The 21,190-nt window shown below is 37.0% G+C and carries 8 protein-coding genes and 2 pseudogenes; 8 read left to right on the top strand and 2 right to left on the bottom strand.

Going from position 1 to position 21,190, the window contains the following annotated elements; genetic code table 11:
- Positions 1-1,385: 1,385 nt before the first annotated feature.
- The 8 genes and pseudogenes from gltB to SAGCYANO_RS31550 all read left to right on the top strand — a co-directional run bounded on the left by gltB (position 1,386) and on the right by SAGCYANO_RS31550 (position 18,185).
- A complete protein-coding gene (gene gltB, locus SAGCYANO_RS31580; RefSeq protein WP_237396891.1) occupies positions 1,386-6,029 on the top strand; it encodes a glutamate synthase large subunit in 4,644 nt (1,547 codons plus the stop codon).
- Positions 6,030-6,077: 48 nt separating this feature from the next.
- A complete protein-coding gene (locus SAGCYANO_RS48255; RefSeq protein WP_255502771.1) occupies positions 6,078-6,203 on the top strand; it encodes a hypothetical protein in 126 nt (41 codons plus the stop codon).
- Between the two features lie 486 nt (positions 6,204-6,689).
- Positions 6,690-7,990 (top strand): annotated as a pseudogene (gene iscB / locus SAGCYANO_RS50820) (RNA-guided endonuclease IscB).
- A gap of 63 nt (positions 7,991-8,053) precedes the next feature.
- A complete protein-coding gene (locus tag SAGCYANO_RS31570; RefSeq protein WP_237396887.1) occupies positions 8,054-8,404 on the top strand; it encodes a M48 family metallopeptidase in 351 nt (116 codons plus the stop codon).
- Between the two features lie 57 nt (positions 8,405-8,461).
- Complete coding sequence (locus tag SAGCYANO_RS31565; RefSeq protein ID WP_202223691.1) at positions 8,462-9,307, top strand: FkbM family methyltransferase; 846 nt, start codon at positions 8,462-8,464, stop codon at positions 9,305-9,307.
- A gap of 3 nt (positions 9,308-9,310) precedes the next feature.
- On the top strand, positions 9,311-15,805 hold the full coding sequence (locus SAGCYANO_RS31560) for an FkbM family methyltransferase (protein ID WP_307786031.1): 6,495 nt from the start codon (positions 9,311-9,313) through the stop codon (positions 15,803-15,805).
- 2 nt (positions 15,806-15,807) lie between these two features.
- Positions 15,808-17,430, top strand: coding sequence for a glycosyltransferase (locus SAGCYANO_RS46060; protein WP_237396886.1), 1,623 nt, complete (start codon positions 15,808-15,810; stop codon positions 17,428-17,430).
- A 137-nt stretch (positions 17,431-17,567) separates the two neighbouring features.
- Positions 17,568-18,185, top strand: a complete 618-nt coding sequence (locus SAGCYANO_RS31550) for a Uma2 family endonuclease (protein ID WP_202223689.1) — start codon at positions 17,568-17,570, stop codon at positions 18,183-18,185.
- A gap of 51 nt (positions 18,186-18,236) precedes the next feature.
- Here SAGCYANO_RS31550 and SAGCYANO_RS31545 read toward each other — a convergent pair.
- Together SAGCYANO_RS31545 and SAGCYANO_RS31540 are read right to left on the bottom strand one after the other, a co-directional pair.
- A pseudogene (locus SAGCYANO_RS31545) lies at positions 18,237-20,473 on the bottom strand (tetratricopeptide repeat protein).
- A gap of 146 nt (positions 20,474-20,619) precedes the next feature.
- On the bottom strand, positions 20,620-21,141 hold the full coding sequence (locus tag SAGCYANO_RS31540) for a type IV pilin-like G/H family protein (protein WP_202223688.1): 522 nt from the start codon (positions 21,139-21,141) through the stop codon (positions 20,620-20,622).
- Positions 21,142-21,190: the final 49 nt, after the last annotated feature.

The following is a 21,190-nucleotide window of genomic DNA, read 5'->3' as shown; positions in this document are numbered from 1 at the left end:
TCCAGAAATTATTAGAGATAGAGACTGTTTCTCTAAAATCTGGTACACAAATAATTCTCCTACCTAGTATTTCTAGAGGTTCAGGCTGAAGAAAAATAGTCTAGGGGTCGAGTCAAATTAGATACCATATAAACCATAGCAAAATTACCCCTATTACTGTCACCCCCTATTCAAGCTTTTTGAATATCTACATCAAATCTTCATATATCTATACCAATTTTATGTGAGGTTGCACAGAATTAGGTGGCGCGGTCATAGGCCGTAGGTTTTAGGTGGTAGGTGTTATACCAATTTTATATGAGGTGGCGATGAATTATGAAATTTGTGAACTTGTCTATCTAAATCTACATCTACTGAAATGACACACCTAATTTTGTGCGGGGTGATTATCAATAGAATTGGACCGCTCAACCCCGCTTTTTAAGGCTAAATATTTTTGAAGCGGGGCTTAACATTACAAAAATAACTTCTGACTTCTGACTTCTGACTTCTGAATTCGTTAATGGGGTGGGAGCGGGTTCATCTAATAATTTGTAACGTCCCCTACCCGATGCAACATTTTAGGTGTGTCACGCTACTAAACTCAATCCAGATCGAGAGCTTATTCTTTCTATCTATGCAACTTCGAGCTTCAAACATTGATTTATGCTATTGGATCTGGTATCGTAACTAACTAGCTCCTGAAAAATTATACTGTGCTGTGGGTATGCAGAAGGCCAAAATGCTAGAAGTAAGGCCGAATTTTTAGAAGTATGTCCATCAGTCAATAAAACTATTTTTATCTATAATCTAAATATACAAAGATTGAAAAAGTTAAAAAATATATAAGCCTACTCGTTCTCATTAACACTTGACTATAATAAGTAAAATAATTCTAACTAAATGATGAGCTATAAGCGACAAGCATAAAAGCAAAATTAAAGCTCATACTCATATTAGGTTGAAACATAATTTGGAAAGATCGCACCCTAAATCTAACTCAATCGACAAACAAGAAATTAGTGTGAGCTGCGTGTTTCATCATACATCAGTTGAGTATAACTTAGAGTATTTTTGTATCATAATTATTTTCAAGAAATCATTAAGATAGTTGGTGGTTGATAATAGAGCTTGCTATTTTTGTCAAATCTTATATCTTTATAAAGAATAATGAGGAAAGCACGAAATATTACACCGAGTATTATATTAACCTTCAAACAATATTAAATTTTCACTCAATTGTGTGGCTTGTTTTGTAGTGTATTGATCCCAAGCAAGTAGCAATGGGATGAGATGAATACTTACTATCAAAGGTGAAACCCTTACTTAAAGTTTACAATCTTGTGAGTAAATTAAACATGAATAACATCAGTAACGATTCCCAACAGAAACAAATCTCTGCGCCCATGTCTTGTAGGGGCGAACGGCCGTTCGCCCCTACCTATAACGGCCAAAGATGGCTAGTAGAAGAACGAGATGCTTGTGGGGTAGGTTTCATTGCTCATCCATCAGGAAAAAAGAGTCATGAAATTATTATGAAAGCTTTACCTGCTCTTACCTGCTTAGAACATCGTGGTGGCTGTAGTGCTGACCAAGACTCAGGAGATGGAGCAGGTTTAATGAGTCAAATTCCATGGAAATTATTATCTGAAAATTTGGAGTTAAATCCTGAACGCTGTGGGGTTGCAATGATATTTTTACCCCAAACAGAAGAGAAGGCAGCACAAGCACGCCAAATAATTGAAAAAGTAATTACCAAAGAAGGCTTAACAGTAGTTGGTTGGCGAGTTGTACCAGTTAGACCAGAAGTATTAGGAGCACAAGCACGAGCAAATCAACCAAAAATTGAACAGCTAATTGTAACTTCAGAAACATTGCAAGGAGATGATTTAGAACGATCGCTCTACTTAATGCGGCGTAATATTGGTTGTGCTTTAGAAGCAGAGGATTTTATTTGGGGAGTAGATGCTTATATTTGTTCTTTCTCCAGTCGCACTATTGTATATAAAGGAATGGTGCGATCTGCTGTTTTGGGAGAGTTTTACACAGACCTGCAAAACCCTGCCTACGAGAGCGCCTTTGCAGTTTACCACCGACGCTTCAGCACAAATACAATGCCTCGATGGCCTCTTGCTCAACCGATGCGTTTGCTTGGTCACAATGGAGAAATTAACACTCTATTGGGAAATATTAACTGGATGAAAGCTCGGGAGTCTAGTCTAAGTTCATCGACTTGGGGAGCGCGGTTAAATGAATTAAAACCCTTTGTAAATGCTGACAGTAGTGATTCGGCAAATCTAGACAACGTGATGGAATTAATTGTACGTTCCGGGCGATCGCCAATGGAAACATTGATGATTATGGTGCCGGAAGCATACAGAAATCAACCGGACTTGTCAGAGCATCCAGAAATTGTTGATTTTTATGAATATTACAGTGGTTTGCAGGAAGCTTGGGATGGTCCAGCATTATTGGTATTTAGTGATGGCAAACAGGTAGGAGCAGCTCTGGACCGGAATGGTTTGCGACCAGCGCGTTATTGCATTACAAATAACGATCTAATAATTGTGGCATCTGAAGCAGGAGTCGTAGAAATACCAGAGGCAGAAATAGTCGAAAAAGGTCGCCTCGGACCGGGACAAATGATTGCTGTAGATTTAGCCACTAATGAAATTCTGAAAAATTGGGAGATTAAAAAACGTATTAGTAATCAGTTTCCTTTGGGAGAATGGTTACAACAAAGAAAGCAGATAACAAGGCAATCTTTTGTTAGTAATACTCAGTTGGATTCGCAAACTTTGCTGAGGTCACAAACGGCTTTTGGATATAGTTTAGAAGACCTAGAAATGGTAATTTCTGATATGGCAAATCTAGGGAAAGAACCAACATTTTGTATGGGAGATGACATTCCTCTGGCAGTGCTTTCTCAAAAGCCTCATTTGCTGTATGACTATTTCAAGCAAAGGTTTGCTCAAGTGACAAATCCTCCTATAGATCCTCTTCGGGAAGGTATGGTAATGTCACTAAATATGCTGCTAGGTAAGCGGGGTAACTTATTAGAAATTAGCCCAGAAAATGCACGATTATTAAAGATAGAATCACCACTATTAAATGAAGCAGAATTAAGGGAAGTTTACGAGTCAGAATTTGCTACAGAAACTTTATCTACTGTCTTTCCTATAGCTAATGGACCAGAAGGATTACAAATAGCAGTAAATAATTTGTGCGAACAAGCAGCAACAGCAGTTAAAAATGGTCAGGAAATTATTATTTTATCTGACAAAATAGAGGGAGGAATTAGTGCGGAGTCTGCTTATATTCCTCCTTTAGTAGCTGTGGGCGCAGTTCACCATCATTTGATAAAAGAACAATTACGAATGAAGGCGTCTTTGGTGGTAGAAACAGCTCAATGTTGGAGTACCCATCATTTTGCTTGTTTGATTGGTTATGGAGCTAGTGCAGTTCATCCTTATTTAGCATTAGAATCTGTACGTTCTTGGTGGTCGAACTCAACAGTTCAAAAACAAATGGAACGGGGTAAGATTGCACAAATTACTATCGAAGAAGCTCAAAAAAATTATCGCAAAGCAATAGAAGCAGGACTGTTGAAAATTCTCTCTAAAATGGGAATTTCTTTGTTGTCTTCTTATCAGGGGGCACAAATTTTTGAAGCGATCGGTATTGGTGGAGATTTATTGGAACTTGCTTTCCGAGGAACTACTTCTCGGGTAGGTGGTTTAACAGTAGCAGAGTTAGCACAAGAGACGATCGCTTTCCACAGTCGGGCGTTCCCAGAATTGAATATTAAGAAGTTGGAGAATTATGGGTTTGTGCAATATCGCCCCACTGGGGAATATCACATGAATAGTCCGGAGATGGCGAAAACACTCCATAAAGCGGTTGCTGACTTTAATAATGGTAATGGTAATGGTAATGGCAATGGTAAACAGCCAGAAAAATCGGGGTACGACCACTATGAAGTTTACCGGAAATCTTTGCAAGGGCGACCTATAACTGCTTTACGAGATTTGTTGGATTTTAATAGCGATCGCTCTCCCATCCCTGTAGAAGAAGTGGAACCCGTAGCAGAAATAATGAAACGTTTCTGTACTGGGGGAATGTCTCTGGGGTCGCTGTCACGGGAAGCACATGAAACTTTAGCGATCGCTATGAACCGGATAGGAGGTAAGTCTAATTCTGGCGAAGGTGGAGAAGACCCCACAAGGTTTAAGGTATTGGATGATGTTAATGGTCAAGGTTTGTCTACCTTGTTACCTCATCTCAAGGGATTACAAAATGGTGACACCGCTTCTTCTGCAATTAAACAGGTTGCTTCTGGTCGGTTTGGTGTGACTCCAGAATATCTGATGAATGCCAAACAGATAGAAATTAAAGTTGCTCAGGGTGCAAAACCAGGTGAAGGCGGTCAGTTGCCTGGTAAAAAGGTAAGTAACTACATTGCCACACTCCGTCGTTCTAAAGCAGGAGTTACGTTGATTTCACCCCCTCCTCACCATGATATTTATTCTATTGAGGACTTGGCACAATTAATTTTTGACCTCCACCAAATTAATCCTAAAGCTGGTGTGTCGGTGAAGTTGGTAGCAGAAATTGGTATTGGTACGATCGCTGCTGGTGTAGCTAAAGCAAATGCTGACGTGATTCAAATTTCTGGTCACGATGGTGGTACAGGTGCTTCCCCCTTAAGTTCAATCAAACACGCAGGTAGTCCTTGGGAGTTGGGTTTGAGTGAGGTGCATCGGGTGTTGATGGACAATAAGTTACGTGATCGGGTAACTCTCAGGGTTGATGGCGGTCTGAAGACTGGTTGGGATGTACTCATGGCGGCCTTAATGGGAGCAGAAGAATATGGTTTTGGCTCTATTGCTATGATTGCTGAAGGTTGTATCATGGCAAGAATTTGTCATACCAACAGTTGCCCGGTGGGTGTGGCAACTCAGCAGGAAAAGTTGCGTAAGAAATTTACTGGTATCCCAGAAAATGTGGTTAATTTCTTCTGGTTTATTGCTGAGGAAGTACGGAGTATTTTGGCAAAATTAGGTTACCGTTCTCTGAGTGAAGTGATGGGTCGTGCTGACTTGCTGAAAGTAAGGGAAAATGTACAGTTAACAAAAACAGCAGCTTTAAATTTAGATTGTTTGCTCAAGTTGCCAGATACTAGCAGTGACAGGGGTTGGTTGAATCATGGAACTGTTCACAGCAATGGTTCTGTTTTAGATGATGTGTTGCTGGATGACCGAGAAATTCAGGCTGCAATTCGCAACCAGGGAACTGTGACTAAGACAATAGAGTTAGTCAACACCGACCGTACTGTGGGAGCAAGGTTGGCAGGAGCGATCGCTGCTCGTTATGGTAATACTGGTTTTGAAGGGCAGATTAATCTGATGTTTAATGGTAGTGCTGGTCAGAGTTTTGGCGCTTTCAACTTGCCAGGAATGACTTTGACATTACGAGGTGATGCGAATGATTATGTTGGTAAGGGAATGCACGGTGGAGAGATTATTATTAAGCCACCTGCCAAAACTGGTTACGACCCGGCAAGAAATGTAATTATTGGTAATACTTGTTTGTATGGTGCTACTGGTGGAATTTTGTTTGCAAATGGTCAAGCAGGGGAACGTTTTGCTGTCCGGAATTCTATGGGTAAGGCAGTTATTGAAGGTGCTGGCGACCATGCTTGTGAATATATGACTGGTGGTGTGATTGTTTGTTTGGGTAAGACAGGTCGGAATGTCGGCGCTGGTATGACTGGGGGAATTGCTTATTTCTTGGATGAGGATGGTGATTTTCCAGCCAGAGTGAATAATGAAATCGTTTCTATTCAGCGTGTTTGTACGCCAGAAGGTGAGGCGCAGTTGCAGGATTTGATTTCATTGCACGTCGATCGCACTGGAAGTGAGAAGGCGAAGATTATTTTGGCAAGTTGGTCTGAGTATTTGCCGAAGTTTTATCAAGTTGTTCCTCCTTCTGAAGCGTGTACACCACAAGCAAGTGTTGATGCTGAAGAGAAGGTTACGGTGAAGGTTTAGGAGAGCGAGTTTAAACTGAAGGTTCAGTATTGAATAATTGTAGGGGCGATGAATAGCGATCGCCTCTTTTCTGATCGAGGCAAAGCACAAAATATGGAACAGTCCAAAGAGATGCCAGAAAATTTGAGAAATGTTTGGGGAAAACGACAGAAACCGAATTATTGGACAAAATAGAAAGAGCGATTACTGAATAATTGTAAATATTAAAAATAATAATGAGTGAGCTTGGCCAGAAAAGAAACTCTTATTTGAGGAATTTTCTGGGACAAGGGACGAAATAGTAGGGAGTGATAATACTCCGCATCACTTATATGATCTATATGATCGCTTTTTAGCTAAAACTGGGAAAACTGGAGAAAGTAGAATATTGAGAGTAAAATAGCCAATGCAAGGTACACCTTTGAAAAACCTAGCCAATCCTAGACATTTCTAGGGTTGTCTCTCAAAGGTTGCAGATCAAGTCTTAACTGACTACGTTGGCTGGTCACGACCACCATAAGTGAACTCCAGCTTATGTGCTGATCGCTCTAAATTAAGGACGGCGTTAAAGTGCGCCAATCGGAAGTGGGTTTGATACCGATAGTGTTTAGAGCATGAACAAGCCTGGCCAACATGATCGAGGAACACTTTACTGAAAAGGAATAGACACCACAATGTCTAATACTAATTACATTTTCGCGACTAGATACAAACAAAAAACCATTACAACCTTGCAAACCAACTGTAGCTCGTAGGTTGTTAAATTCGGGCAGAGCTTCTGTATTTAGACGCTTTCCGTTTACTTTGATTCTCACGCAAAGCAGTTGAAATAGTTGTAAAAACAACTTTAACTCTAAAGATTGACCCTGGTTCAAAATTTACAGGGATGGCTCTATTAGAAGGAAACAAAGTGATCTGGATGCTAGAAATTCAGCACCGAGGTTCATTAATTTCCGAAAAACTGCAAAAGCGTTCTCACAGACGGAGAGCAAGAAGGACAAAAAACCTCAGATACCGTAAACCAGGTAACCCGAACAAAAAAAAGTCTGAAGGTTGGTTAGCACCCTCTCTAATGCACAGAGTCGAAACTACTATGACTTGGGTCAAAATATTAATGAAGTTTTGTCCAGTAGAATCAATCTCAATGGAGTTTGTGAGCTTTGATACTCAATTGATCCAAAATCCAGAAATTAAGGGATATGAGTATCAACAGGGTGAATTAGCAGGATATGAATTGAGAGAGTATTTGTTAAAAAAATGGGGTCCGAGATGTGCTTATTGTGGTCAAACTAATACACCGCTAGAGGTGGAACATATCTACCCAAAGTCAAAAGGAGGTTCAGACCGAGTATCTAACTTAACTGTGGCCTGTACTAAATGCAATCATATAAAAAGTAATCAAGATGTCAAAGACTTCTTATCAGGAAAACCAGAATTATTAAAGCGAATACTAACCCAAGCAAGAAGACCATTAAAAGATGCAGCAGCGGTTAATTCTACTAGATGGAAATTGTTCAATACCTTAAAGACTACTGGGTTGACCGTAATCACATAAGCGCGGGGGACAAACAAAATTTAACCGCAGAAAATGTAAGCTGCCAAAAGCGCACTGCATAGACGCTGCTTGTGTAGGTGAAGTGAATCACTTAGATTTTAAGACTACCCAAGCTTTAGCTGCTATTTGCAAAGGCCAAGGAGGTAGACAGAAAGCAGCGGTCAATAAATATGGATACCCCATCAGGTACAACCCACTCAAACCGATAAAAGGTTGGAATAGTGGGGACTTAGCATTGAATATTGAAACAGGAGAAGTAGGTAGAGTTAATCCTCGGTCAAAATCAAATAGTTTTAATTTCACAGTGCCAGGACAGAAAGCAAAAAGTGTTAATATGAGTAAATTAAAAGTTGTACATAAAAAAGACGGTTATACCTATGCATTTTGTCCACAGTTGTCGATAAATGTCGAGGAAAATGCCGTCTAAAACTTAACAGAGAAACGGAATATGGAAGCTCGGCAGCAACGAAGTAAGAGATTGAAAAAGATAATGTCCCTAGTTGGGATTGTATCTTTTGGTGGTACGGCCTTGTTTGGGATGGCGAATATGTTTAAAACTGCTTTTCAAGAGTCTCAACAAGTAGAGACGGTGGAAGTTGTGTCGGTAGAGGAGAGGTTGCAGAAACTGGCAAAAGGATATGAGAAAGTATTGGAGCGGGAGCCTGAAAATGTGAATGCTTTGGAAGGTTTGGTTAAAGTGCGGTTGGAGATAGGGGATAAAGAAGGGGCGATCGAGCCTTTGGAAAAGTTGGTGGGGTTGTATCCAGAGAGAGAGGATTATAAAGTTGCATTGGAACAGGTGAGGTTGGAAGTTATAGGGAAAGATGGAGGTGATCGCTAATTTACCTCCTTATGCTCATGTATAAAAAATACTAAAAATACTAAAAAGGAATCAAAAATGCAGGTAGAAGATTGCTGTCAGGCTTTATTGTCTCAAATATTACCGACTATAGACGAACAACGAGAAGGTATTTGCATTGATATTGGTGTAGGTACATTTGCTTTTTACTGTGAAATCTTTGCCAAACTAGGATTTAAAACTGTAGCAGTGGAACCACTCCCAATAGATGTTCTTAGACAACGATGCTCTCATTATGGCATCACTCTAATTGAAGCTTGTGTTTCAGAAGTTAGTGGTAATCAAATCTTGCATATAGGAACTTTTAAGGGGTCTGAAAATCTTAACCTTTCTTCTTTAGAGTCTGATTGGTGGGGTTCCTCGACAAAAACTGTAGAAGTGCAATCGCTAACCCTTTCACAAGTATTATCAAGTGTTGATACTAAGAAAGTTACTTGTATAAAAATTGATGTTGAAGGAGCAGAGTCTAGAATTATTAGACAGTTTATATCCTTGTCTAAATCACTTTTACCAAATGTAGTAATGTTTGAATATGGTGGAGGCGATCGCAAGGCTGGAGGTCAAAAAGGTTGGTCAGAAAAGTTTGCATCTGGAACGTATGAGTGCCTTCAAATTTTGAAAGATTGCGGGTATGATTCCCTTATTATTATAGATTCGGCAAAAGAAGCCCAAGAAATTATCTTAAACTTACAATCTTCTAACTTAGATACTTGTCAAATTTTTCCTGAAGTTTCCGTATACGGAAATATTATAGCAATTAGAGGAATTGCTTCTGAAAGCCTAAAAATAGATAACATCTTAGAAATATGTGCAAAATATAAAAATGAGACAATAACAATAAATAATGTAGCTAGTAAAAATTTGCTAGAGAAAGCAAAAAAATAGACAATTCACATATTACAAAAAAGAGCGAAAAACTTTAAAGTAACAGGAGAAAAATTAATAATAGATCGATTTATTCAATCAAAACAAACTGTTTTTGATGTAGGTGCTAATACAGGCTCATGGACACAATCTGTATTAAGCTCTCATTCAGATATCAAAATACATTTATTTGAACCAGTTCCTCAAACTTATCAAAGTCTTGTACAAAATATATCTTATGCGTTAGATACTGGTAACATATTTCCGAATAACTTGGCAATCGGTAGCGCTGAAAAATTACATGAGTTTTATTTCTATCAGGAAAAACCAGCTTGGAGTACATTTTTCCGGCGTTTTGAAGTTGAAAAACAATACGATATTAAACCGCCACAATCTTTTTCTGTTTTAGTAACGAGTCTTGATCTTTACTGTCATCGTTGGGAAATTAGTAGAATTAATTTTTTAAAAATTGATGTAGAAGGTGGTGAATTAGAGGTATTAAAAGGGTGCGAAAATTTGTTAAAAAAAGGATATATTGATTACATCCAATTTGAGTACGGAGGAACTTTTTTAGATGCAAAAATAACTTTAAAGGAAGTATTTGAGTACCTACAAAAAAAACGTTACAGCTTATTTCAAATTACATCGAAAGGTTTAGAATATAAACCTATATTTTCTCCAGAATACGAAAATTATCAATATAGTAATTTTTTAGCTGTTAACGAGCGCTTTCTGTCTAATATTTTAGGAGAAAGTCCGAAAATGCTGGATATTAACGACCTTTGCCAAAAGCATTCAGTTAAACTCCGTGGCGCGATCCATGTAGGTGCTTACGAAGGGAAGGAAGTGGCTCAATACCGATCAATGGGAGTAGAAAAAACATTATTCATAGAAGCAAACCCAGTTGTTTTTGAAAGATTGCAAGCAAATGTCGTAGGATATCCAAATGTAAAGGTAGTTAACTGTGCTGTTAGCAATATTGACGGTACTGTAACTATGAACTTAACTTCCTTAGATCAAAGCAGCTCTATTTTACCATTGAAAAAAGTTAAGGAACATTACCCCAATATCAAAGAAACTAACAAAATTACAGTAAAATCTAGAAGAATAGATACTTTATTACAAGAGTTAGAATTAAACCCTTCAGATTTTAACATTATTAATTTAGATATACAAGGAGCGGAACTTTTAGCTTTAGAAGGAGCTACTAATTTACTACAACATATTGATGCAATTAATACAGAAGTAAATTATGAAGAGTTGTACGAGGGATGTGCATTAATTGAAAAAATTGATGATTTTCTTGAAAAAGAGGGATTTGAAAGAGTAGCGACTACAACACCTTATCATCCTTCCTGGGGAGATGCTTTTTATGTTAGAAAGCCAGTTATTACAATGTCAACACTTGGTAAAAATGGACGTTTTGCCAATCAATTATTTCAATATGCTTTCTTAAAAATTTATGCTCGGGAACACAATTTTCGGGTTGAGACACCAGTGTGGATAGGGCAAACTCTTTTCGGTCATAATGATCCACCTATATCTAAGCAGTTACCAGTCCTTCAAGAAATAACTAACGATTTAGCCATAGCAAAGGTTCCTCATGCCAGTGAACCTTTTAAAAATGTAGATTTTTGGGGATATTTTCAGTACAATACCAAATTTTATGCGCCACACAAAGAGTATTTTCGTGCGCTCTTTAAACCTGTGACAGAAATAGAAAACAGAATGCAACAAGCAATGCATCAACTACGCTCAAGAGGAAAAACTATTATTGGTATTCATCTGCGCCGTAGTGACTATGGTTATAGACATTTTTTTGTATCTCCTAGTGAATGGTATAAAGAATGGCTCAGAGGTTTATGGGAAACATTAGAAGAACCAGTATTATTTATTGCTAGCGATGAATTAGAAAAAGTACTGGGTGATTTTGCAGAATATAATCCAGTAACTTCCAAGCAATTAGGTGTAGAGTTTTCACAAGCAGAGTTTTATCCTGATTTTTATATATTAAGTCAATGTGATATTGTGGGGATTTCAAATAGTTCCTTTTCTTTTGCAGCTTGTATGCTGAATGAAAAGGGGAAATTGTTTTTTCGACCCCATTTGCCATCAAAAAAATTGATACCATTTGACCCTTGGAGTAGTGAAACAATATTTCGAGATGCAAAAGTTGAAGCAAATCCAATTATAATGAAACGGGAGACTGTAACAGAATCTTGGCCTAACTGGCTACCATCAAAAGAAAAGCTAGAAGAGCTACTACAAGAATTTTTAGTTTTGTACGACAGAAGACCTATTAGAGATAATCAAGGTGGGGTTAGGTCTGTTGGTGCATTTAGTTTGTGGTTTTTCTTACAAAGGGAGAAGCCAAAGTTAGTTGTAGAAAGCGGTGTATGGTTAGGCTTGACGACATGGTTGATTGAGAAAACTTTACCAGAAGCTAAGATTATTTGTATAGATCCTGCTCCCGAAGTCAGAAAATATACTTCTAACAAAGCTAGTTATTATACTATTGATTTTTCTGAAATAGATTTCAGTAGCTACGATATAGATAATGCTTTAGTATTTTTTGACGATCATCAAAATGCTTATCAAAGAGTATTACAAGCTAGAAGTAAAGGATTTAAACATCTAATCTTTGATGACAATTACCCTCGAAAAAATGGCTCTCATTTGACTTTGCAAGAATGCTTTAATTCCAGAAAGTCTGAAGCGAAAAATTTGCAAAATATCTTGGAAAAATATGAAGTTTTTCCACCTTTATACAAATATGATTTTCCTGTAACTAATGAAAATGTCTTGATCGAGAATCAATCTTTAGAAATTAGTGAAAAACAGGAATTTGAAATTATCAAGAGAGAGATGTTTACTTATAGGTGGATGACTTATGCAAATATTAGTGACGAACGTCAAAATAAACAACAGGAAATAAGCATAGAAGTCTTGAAAAATATTGAACCACCTAATAATGTTTCAGAAGTAAGAAGTCTTGAAAAAGAAAAACTCAATAATGTTTCTACAAAAGTTTTAATCAGTTTCTTAGCTCCAAGGAATATCTACAGAGAAACTATTATTTCATCTCAAGAAGTATTTTGTGGACCTGATTGTGAAACAACATTTGAAGGACAGAACTATCGTACAATTAATACACCTGTAGGAAAGTATGATATAGGAGAAATAATACAGCAACTACCTCAATCTCAACAACCAGAACTGCTGATTGTGAAGGCTGATTCAACTAAACGTAACTTTCCGGTTAATTTGCAAAGTCTCAAATGTCCAAAACTTCTGATTTGCGGAAATACGCAGCATTTGAATTCTCCACTAAATACTTTAATCGAATATGCCAAAGAAGAAAAATTCGACTTCATAATGTCTGACCATAAGCGTCATCATCTACATTATTTTAAGGAGGCTGGTTTTGAGAAAGTTTTCTGGGTTCCAGGCTTTAATATTAATCCTTTTCCTAAACAAGCAAACCAAGTAAAATATGCCCTAAGTTTTGTAGGTCAAGTGGGAGCATTTCACCCCTATCGTCAATATATTCTGAGTCAAATCAGGAATTTTGGTTTACCACTTCAGCAGTTTAGAGGTACTCAAGAACAAGCAGCCGAAGTTTATGCAAGTTCTTTAATTAACTTAAACATCAGTTTAAACGGGGATTTAAACTTAAGAGTGTTTGAGGTGTTAGCAAGTGGTGGCTTATTGCTGACAGACAAGCTAAGTAAACAGTCTGGGTTAGACTTATTATTTAAAGATGGTGAGCATTTACTAACATTTAGAAATGAATTAGAACTTAAGCATAAAATTGAATTCTTTTTAGATCATCCTGAAACTGGCAGAGAAATTTCAGATAAAGGCTATGAGGCGTTTTGGAGTAAGCACCGACCAGAACTTAACATTAAGCGAGTTTTAGATTATATCGGTGGGAAAGAAATAGAATCTATATTTCAGATAGAGAATGAAAAACGCAGTGTATTGATGAAAAGTAATAGTTCAAGAGAACTGAATGACCGCATTTCAATTTACGAGTACATTCAAGAAATACATCTACATCAAACTAGCTTAAAAGGGCTGTTTTGGCCTCAAGTTGACTCCCGAATTATCTGCGATGTTGTAGACTTACCTAGATTAGACATACATCTGATTTTGGATAACCAGGAAACTGCGGATACAAATCATTTGTTTATGCAATGCGAAATCTTAGATCAAATTACCTTTCGCTCCTATCCAACTGCAAAACTTACTGAGCAATATGATTTCCTTGCTTTGACATGGGATGAACTAGAAAGAGTTGGGGCTTATAATTTGCTAAAGTTAGTAAATTTTAGGTGGCTGATAATTACTGATGCAACCAATAATTTAGCAGAGGAAAAGCAAAAAGCATTAGATGAACTTTTAGAAAGACCAGGATTTGTCAAAAATAGCGATCGCCCGCTTGTCTATTACTGGCAAAGAAAGGCAGACTGGGGAAATTTACTATTGTCACAACAGAAGCTTTTGGAGGCAGTAAAAGCTTTTGAATGGGCATTACAAGATAATCCTAATGATGTCACTGCATTGCTGGATCTCGGTATCCTATGCTTTAAGCTGAACTATTTAGAACAAGCAGAGCAACTCTTGCAGCAAGCTGTCAGTTTAGAACGGCAGAATCCTTTAGCACTAGAATATTTAGGTCGAGTTCTTCAGCATTTGAATCAATATGAAAAAAGCAAAGATATTTTAGAACATTTAGTTAGCATTAATTCCCAAGATTTATCCTCGTGGTTACTGTTGGAAAATTGTTATCGCCAGTTAGGTTTAGATGAGAAAGCACTGGAAGTGTATCGTTACTGCCAAAATCTCAAAACAGGTAAAATATTATCAGAGACACCTATTGACATAGCCAGGAAATCCACTGCTAAGACGAAATTAAAACGTATTCTAGTCATCAATAATATCTATCCACCCCAGGAGTTAGGAGGATATGGTCGTTATATATCAGATTTTGCCAATATTCTGCGCGGTCGTGGTCATACCGTGCAAGTTTTAACCTCAGATGCTCCCTACTTAGGGGAAATAAAGACTAATGAAGAATATGTAGACAGAAGTTTACTCCTGACTGGAAATTACGAAAAACTACCTCCTAAGTCATTAGAAAATGAATCTGAAATTGAGGAAGTCTTAGTTCATAACAATCAAATTATTAGAAATACAATTAGTAGATATACTCCAGACGTTTGCCTAGTTGGTAATATAGACTTCTTGAGTTACAAAGTTTTCCAACCATTTTTGGATAGCAAAATTCCTATAATACATCATGTAGCTTTCAACTTACCAAACTATCCTATCCCTAATACACCACAAAGTCCAATTTATCACTTATCTGCTTGCAGTGAATATGTCAAACAGAATATACTAAGTAATGGATATCCTCTTCAAGATATTAGTGTTATTTATCCAGGAGCTTTTGTTAACAAATTCAGAATGCCTGTAAGTCCTAAGTTTGAAAAACTTCGTATTGCTTTTGCTAGCTTGGTATTACCTTACAAAGGGCCTCAAACTTTAGTGGAAGCTATGAGTATTCTGCACAAAGCAGGCATAGATTTTCACTGTTCCATAGCTGGAGACACTCCTGATGAGAATTTCCTAAATCAGTTAAAGAGTTTTACTAGATCGCAGGGAATAGAAGATAAGGTAGATTTCTTAGGGTACTTATCGCGCCCTCAGTTACTCAATCTTTATGGAACTCATAACGTCTTTGTTTTTCCTTCTGTGTGGCAGGAGCCTTTTGGCATTTCTCAGATAGAAGGAATGGCTGCTGGAATGTTGCTAATTACCAGTGGTACAGGGGGTGCAAGTGAAGTAGTTAAAAACAATGTCAGTGGTTTAACTTTCCCTCCAGGAAATGCTGAAAGTTTAGCAGCAGCTTTAATAAAGTTGGTAGAAGACCGGGAGGGATGGAAAAATATTGCTATGACAGGAGTAAAACGTGCTTTTGAGATCTTCGATATTGAAAGGTCGGTGGATATTTTGGAAAGTAAGTTTGACGAAATTTTGAAAATTAGAGATGGTGATGAAGATTTCCTACAAAATAGATATCAAGCTGAGTTGAAAGAAAATTTAAGATTAAGAGAAATTAATTTAGTCATTTTTCCTGATTGGTCTCACTCAGAAGAGACTGTGGGGTTAGAATTACAAGAGGTAATCAAAAGTCTGGTGAGTCATCCAGATAAAAGTAAAATGACTCTCCTGGTAGATAATAGTAATATTGCTGCTGAAGATGCTGATTTAATTTTATCCAGTGTGGTAATGAACCTATTAATGGAAGAGGATTTAGAAGTAGATGATGGACCAGAAATTATTTTGGTTGGAAAGTTGAGTCAAATACAATGGTTAGCTTTAATCCCTCAATTGCAAGGTAGGATTAAGTTGGAGAATGAGAATGTAGAGGTAATGGCTAAATTCAAATTAGCTCCCCTATCTAATTATGATTTCAACAGTTTATCAGAAACACAATTCAAAGATAAAAATTGACTATGATAACCACTATAGCAACTAAAAAATTGAACGGTGAGTGCAGCTTTTCTGGTTCAGTTTATTTCTATATATCTCACGAACAAGCATACGAGCATTTAATGGTTAATATAGCTGATGGACTGAAAGCATTAGGAATCCCATTTTATGCTAATATAAATTATTGGAAAACTGTATCGGATTCTGAATCATATCTTTTTAACTATGATTCTACTGTCAATCACTGGGATTGTTCTGTTGTAGTTTTAAGTAGTGAAAGGTTGAAATACAATTATAGTTTACCAGATGGCTTATTCGATCCTCACAGAAAATATCTCACCGTTTATTTAGACAATACAGATGGTCCTAGTCTCCTACTTTATCAATTAAATTATGGTGTAGTTAAAAACTTTGATGTTGTTTTAAGAACAGGTTGTAATAATATATATCAACATCCCAATAATTTCTACCCCTGGTTTTTTGGAATATCTAATCGGATTTTAAAATTTACTCAAAAAGTTAGCAGATTTGAAGAGCGAAGCAATAAACTACTAATTAATTATAGAATTAAACATGAGAAATTATTCTTATTATCTGGTGTAAACACTTCCCTCAAAATTCCAGGACTACAAAAAATTGATGAGATAGGAGATGAGAAATGTGTTGAATACAAAGTAGATTTTCCCTTAAGAAAAATTGCTGACGAGCGTTTTCACCCTTTAATTAAAGATATTATTGCACTAGACTACACTACCGAAGGTTTCACAGCACCTAAAGATAATGATAACTACCAACTATGGCAGCAAACTGGTAAACGCCACCATCCTGAGTATTATCAAAGACTAATTAAGTCTGTTGCCTGTGCAGCTTTTGGCGGTTGCTTAACTCCAGATAATAATTGTCAAAAATTTTATGCAGAATGGTGGGATAGTTGGAGATTTTGGGAGTCTTTAGCTGCAGGATGTGTAACGTTTCATATTGATTTTGATAAGTATGGTGTTAATTTACCAGTGATGCCGGAAAATTGGAAACACTATATCGGTATTAACTTAGATAATATGCAGGCAACAGTCGAGCACCTTATCGAGGAACCAGAAATTTTAGAAAGGATATCTATTGCGGGGAGACAGTGGGCAATTAAAAATTATTCACCAGTTCCCACGGCCTTGCGTTTTCTGGCAATAGTCAGCGGCAAGCAGAAAACGAAAGGAGAAATTACAGAATGCTTTGCTACCCAGAGATTACCCTTTTCGCTAACAGAAATTAATTTAATTATTTTTCCAGATTGGTTGCAATCAGAAGAAAGGGTAGGATTAGAATTACAAGAAGTAATTAAAAGCCTCGTGACTCATCCAGAGAAAGCTAAGATGACTTTATTAATAGATAACAGCAATATTGCTGCTGAAGATGCTGATTTAATTTTATCCAGTGTGGTAATGAACCTGTTAATGGAAGAGGATTTAGAAGTAGATGAGGGACCAGAAATTTTTTTGGTTGGGGAGTTGAGTCAAATACAATGGTCTGCTTTAATCCCTCAATTGCAAGGTAGAATTCAGTTGGAAAATGAGAATGAAGAAGCAAAAGCTAAAGTAAATAAAATCCCACTAATTGAACTAGAGAATTTTTCAGTTCCAACTTTAAATTAAATTGATGACTAGATTTATTCACGACCAATTTACCAGATAATATAAAATGCCCGCAGGGTAACACAATAGAGCAGCAATAAACTAAAGTCAATGAAATTCACACCTACCGTTCCCAGTTGTGTAGAAGAGCGATCGCTATGAATATCACCAAAACTAGATTAACTTTTGAGCAATTTATTGAGCAATACCCAGAAGCTAGAGGTATTTATGAACTCGTGGATGGAGAAATCATAGAAATGCGACCTATAGGTGCCCATGAAAACGTTGCTAACTTAATTCAGAGAGCTATTGACCGTGAAATCGAACGGCTAAATCTAGATTTAGTAGTAACACGCACTGCACTGGTGAGAGTTGAAACAAAAGATGGGCAAGAACAAGGACGAAATCCTGATGTGTCTGTGGTAGATGGAGAGATTTGGGACAGATATCTTTATACATACCAGGGATTTCGAGAACCTTTGAGGTTAGCAGTGGAGGTTACTTCCACTAACTGGGAGGATGATTATGTAGACAAATTGGATGAGTATGGGCGTCTTGGTATTGTCGAGTATTGGATAGTAGATTATTTAGCGATCGCATCTAGGTCTTATTTGGGTCGTTCTAAAGTTCCCACTGTTTTTGTTTATCAAATTGTTGATGGTGACTATCAGAGTCAAGCATTTCGGGGAAGCGATCGGATTATTTCTCCTACTTTTCCAGAGCTAAAGTTAACTGTCAAACAAATTGTAGCTGCAAGTCAACCACGAATAAGGTAAAAGCAAGATTAAAATCATCCCCCTTGACAATGAAAATCAAATGGTAAAGTATCAACTCCCTCCCTCAATATATTTTTCCCACATTTGCTGGTAAGCCTTTTCCATTTCTAAGGTAAACTGTCTTGCATTCCATAATGGTGCAGTTTGCCTTGATTTTCTTAATTTCCAAGATATTTGCTGTCGTAAATTTTCATCTTTTCCTAATCTAATTCCCCATTCTACATATTCTTCATCACTCCAAGCAATACCTTCAGTGATGCCAGCATTAATCATCATAGTGTAGCTGTTACGTGCTGCAAATTGTTCGCCCACCCGCGTTACCATTGGGATGCACATCCAGAGGGTTTCTAAAGTAGTTGTAGCTCCGTTGTAGGGATATGTGTCAAGAACAACATCTGCAATACCTAAGTTAGCTCGGTGAATTTCTTCAAATGGAACTCTATCTGTAAATTTTAAGCGTTTTCTGTCTATACCTTCTTTTTCTGCCACATCTATAATAGACTCATTGAGAAAATCTTCATTGCCAAACCCCTTAATTAAAAAATAACTGTTGGGTACATCTTGCAAAATCTTCATTTGCAGTCTCAACATCTGAGGATTGTATTTAGGTCCTTTTTGAATACTGAAATATATTACTGCATCACTAGGTATGTTTAAATCTTCGCGACGTATACTAGGTACGCCAACTTCAAAACCATTGACTGCTACATAAGTTTGAGGTAGTCGCCAGATTTTCTCAGAATAATAATCTTGAGCGTCGTCTGGTAAAACATAGGGATCGGCTATATAATAATCAACAGTTGGTATTCCCGAAGCATCCCAACCAAGCCATGTTACTTGAATAGGCGCTGGTTTCAATGCCATAATTCCACAAGTATTTGTTAATGTACTGCTATCTAAATCAATTAAAATATCTATCTCGTCCTCATAAATTTGTTCTGTAATTTCTGCTCCAATAATACCATATTTATAAGCTTTATTTACCTTGTTGACATACCATTGTTGTAAGGGGTCATTACGATTTTTAGCTGCTACCAAATAAGCATAAATTTCAAATTTATCGCGGTCGTGATACTCAAATAGCCATCGTGCTATCCAACCTACAGAATGTCTTTTCAAGCAATGAGATACATATCCAATTTTCAAAGGCTTCCCTAAACTTTTAGTCCCTTGAAGGGTTGATAGTCTTTGGCGATATTTTTTAACTTCTTCCTTATGACTATCTTCCATATTTGCTTGACAAACCTTAGCTACTTGATGGCGCAGCCTGACATTAGTAACGGGAGAGTCTTGAACATAAGGGAAAAAGAAGGAAGAGTTGTATAAGCGCATTAAACTAATTGATGTACCCAAATTAATAGGTGATTCTTTTATAAAAGATTCTAATAGTGATTCTTGTCGATCAATTAATTCTTTTACTTCTTCATTACATCCTCCCGCATACATCATTCCCCGTATAATCATGTGATTATCAAAAATTTTATCTGACAGTTTTTCTGCTATGGAATAACATTTTTTTGCATACTCTATTCCGGGGGGAAAATTAGTTGTATCAACATAAAATTGACCTAGATTTCGCAAAACTTCTAAATGTTCTGGTGCTAAATATACAGCTATTTCCAAATATTTTATGGCTGTTCTCGGTTCTTCATAGGAATAAGCAATATCATATATTACAGGCAGTACAATATTAATAAAATCTTTGGGTTTCTTAACATAATTTGCACAAGCTTCTGCAAAAGCTATAGATGATGGATATAGGGGAGCAGATATTAATATTTTTTAAATATATGCAACAATAAATCTAAATCTAGCTCTATTAGTGGATCTGCTTTCAGTTGGTCAACTATCCCAAATTCAATTAATTCTTCTCCTGTGTAGGTCTCAAGGATAAAATAGAGGTCAATTAAACACAAAAGATTATTTATCTCGGTGGGATTAATTTCCCGAATATGTTGTCGGATAACCCAAGCAACTTTATATTCCTCTAATGAAGTTTGTCTATTAGCTTCTGTTGCTAAGACCTCAATTAGTTCTTGTGTCCAAATGTCTACTTCTTCTGGTTCACCATCTGCGATCGCTAACAGCCAAGTTGTCTGTGCTTCAGCTTCTTGGCCTTGCAGTAGCAAAATTAATCCTAATTGCCAGTAGTAGTGCCTTTTGCCAGGCTCTGAAGTTATTGCCTGTTCATATAGACTTGCAGCTTTGGCATAGTTGCCATTCCTCAAAGATTGGTTGGCCTCTTGCTGCCAACTATATGTAGAAATAGATGAATCACTAGAAACCATAGAACAATATTTTTTACATAAACTATAAAATTAGGTAGCGCATACACGCTACCTACTATGTCTAGATATCAAAACTTAGATTGAAAAAAAAGATACTCTAGTTAAAATTTACGCTCAACTAATTTCAAACTAAAGTGTATAAAAATTTAGAGCGCAGTTGTATAGCCAGTAGCCTGAGAACACGCTGTAGCTGTAAATGCAGCAAAAGTATGAGCTTCCGTTCCCTCACAAATAATTGTTTCAGAAGTATTTGCGCCACCAGCAATTGGTTGTATGAAAGCTACTCCAACATACCCCCTGAGAGAAGCACTACCTTGATCAGTCCACGCAGCAGCACGCTCAGTTGAATCATCTGTACCAATATTATAAGTATAATTGGAAGTAGCAACTTTGATACCAAGACCTAGATCGCTAATATCAGCTAAGGCCGGAACAAAACGACCTCGCTCAACATAGTAAGCCTGCTGACCTTTGTTAATAGAGCTAATATACTGCTTGGCTTCAGACTGCTTTGCTTTATTAGCTTGGTTCAAGAAAGAAGGCAACGCAATAGCGGACAAAATACCGATAATAATGATAACCACCAACAATTCAATCAGGGTGAAACCCTCTTCTTTTTTCTTCTTAGCAACGTGCTGTAAGAACTTGGCCTTAAATTCAGTTTTCATGTTTTCTCCTATAAGAATTTGGACAAATAAAATTTATCTACTGAATCTA

It is taken from the genome of Okeania sp. KiyG1 (assembly GCF_014132355.1).
In the GTDB taxonomy this organism is placed as follows: Bacteria; Cyanobacteriota; Cyanobacteriia; order Cyanobacteriales; family Microcoleaceae; genus Okeania.
Note: the sequence above shows the minus strand (reverse complement) of the source record. Positions and strands in the feature narration are given on the sequence as shown.

Coding starts and splice junctions, on each gene's coding strand:
- SAGCYANO_RS46060 (WP_237396886.1), top strand. CDS start 15,808: ATGATAACCACTATAGCAACTAAAAAATTGAACGGTGAGTGCAGCTTT.
- SAGCYANO_RS31570 (WP_237396887.1), top strand. CDS start 8,054: ATGTCCCTAGTTGGGATTGTATCTTTTGGTGGTACGGCCTTGTTTGGG.
- SAGCYANO_RS48255 (WP_255502771.1), top strand. CDS start 6,078: ATGAATAGCGATCGCCTCTTTTCTGATCGAGGCAAAGCACAAAATATG.
- gltB (WP_237396891.1), top strand. CDS start 1,386: ATGTCTTGTAGGGGCGAACGGCCGTTCGCCCCTACCTATAACGGCCAA.
- SAGCYANO_RS31540 (WP_202223688.1), bottom strand. CDS start 21,141: ATGAAAACTGAATTTAAGGCCAAGTTCTTACAGCACGTTGCTAAGAAG.
- SAGCYANO_RS31565 (WP_202223691.1), top strand. CDS start 8,462: ATGCAGGTAGAAGATTGCTGTCAGGCTTTATTGTCTCAAATATTACCG.
- SAGCYANO_RS31550 (WP_202223689.1), top strand. CDS start 17,568: ATGAATATCACCAAAACTAGATTAACTTTTGAGCAATTTATTGAGCAA.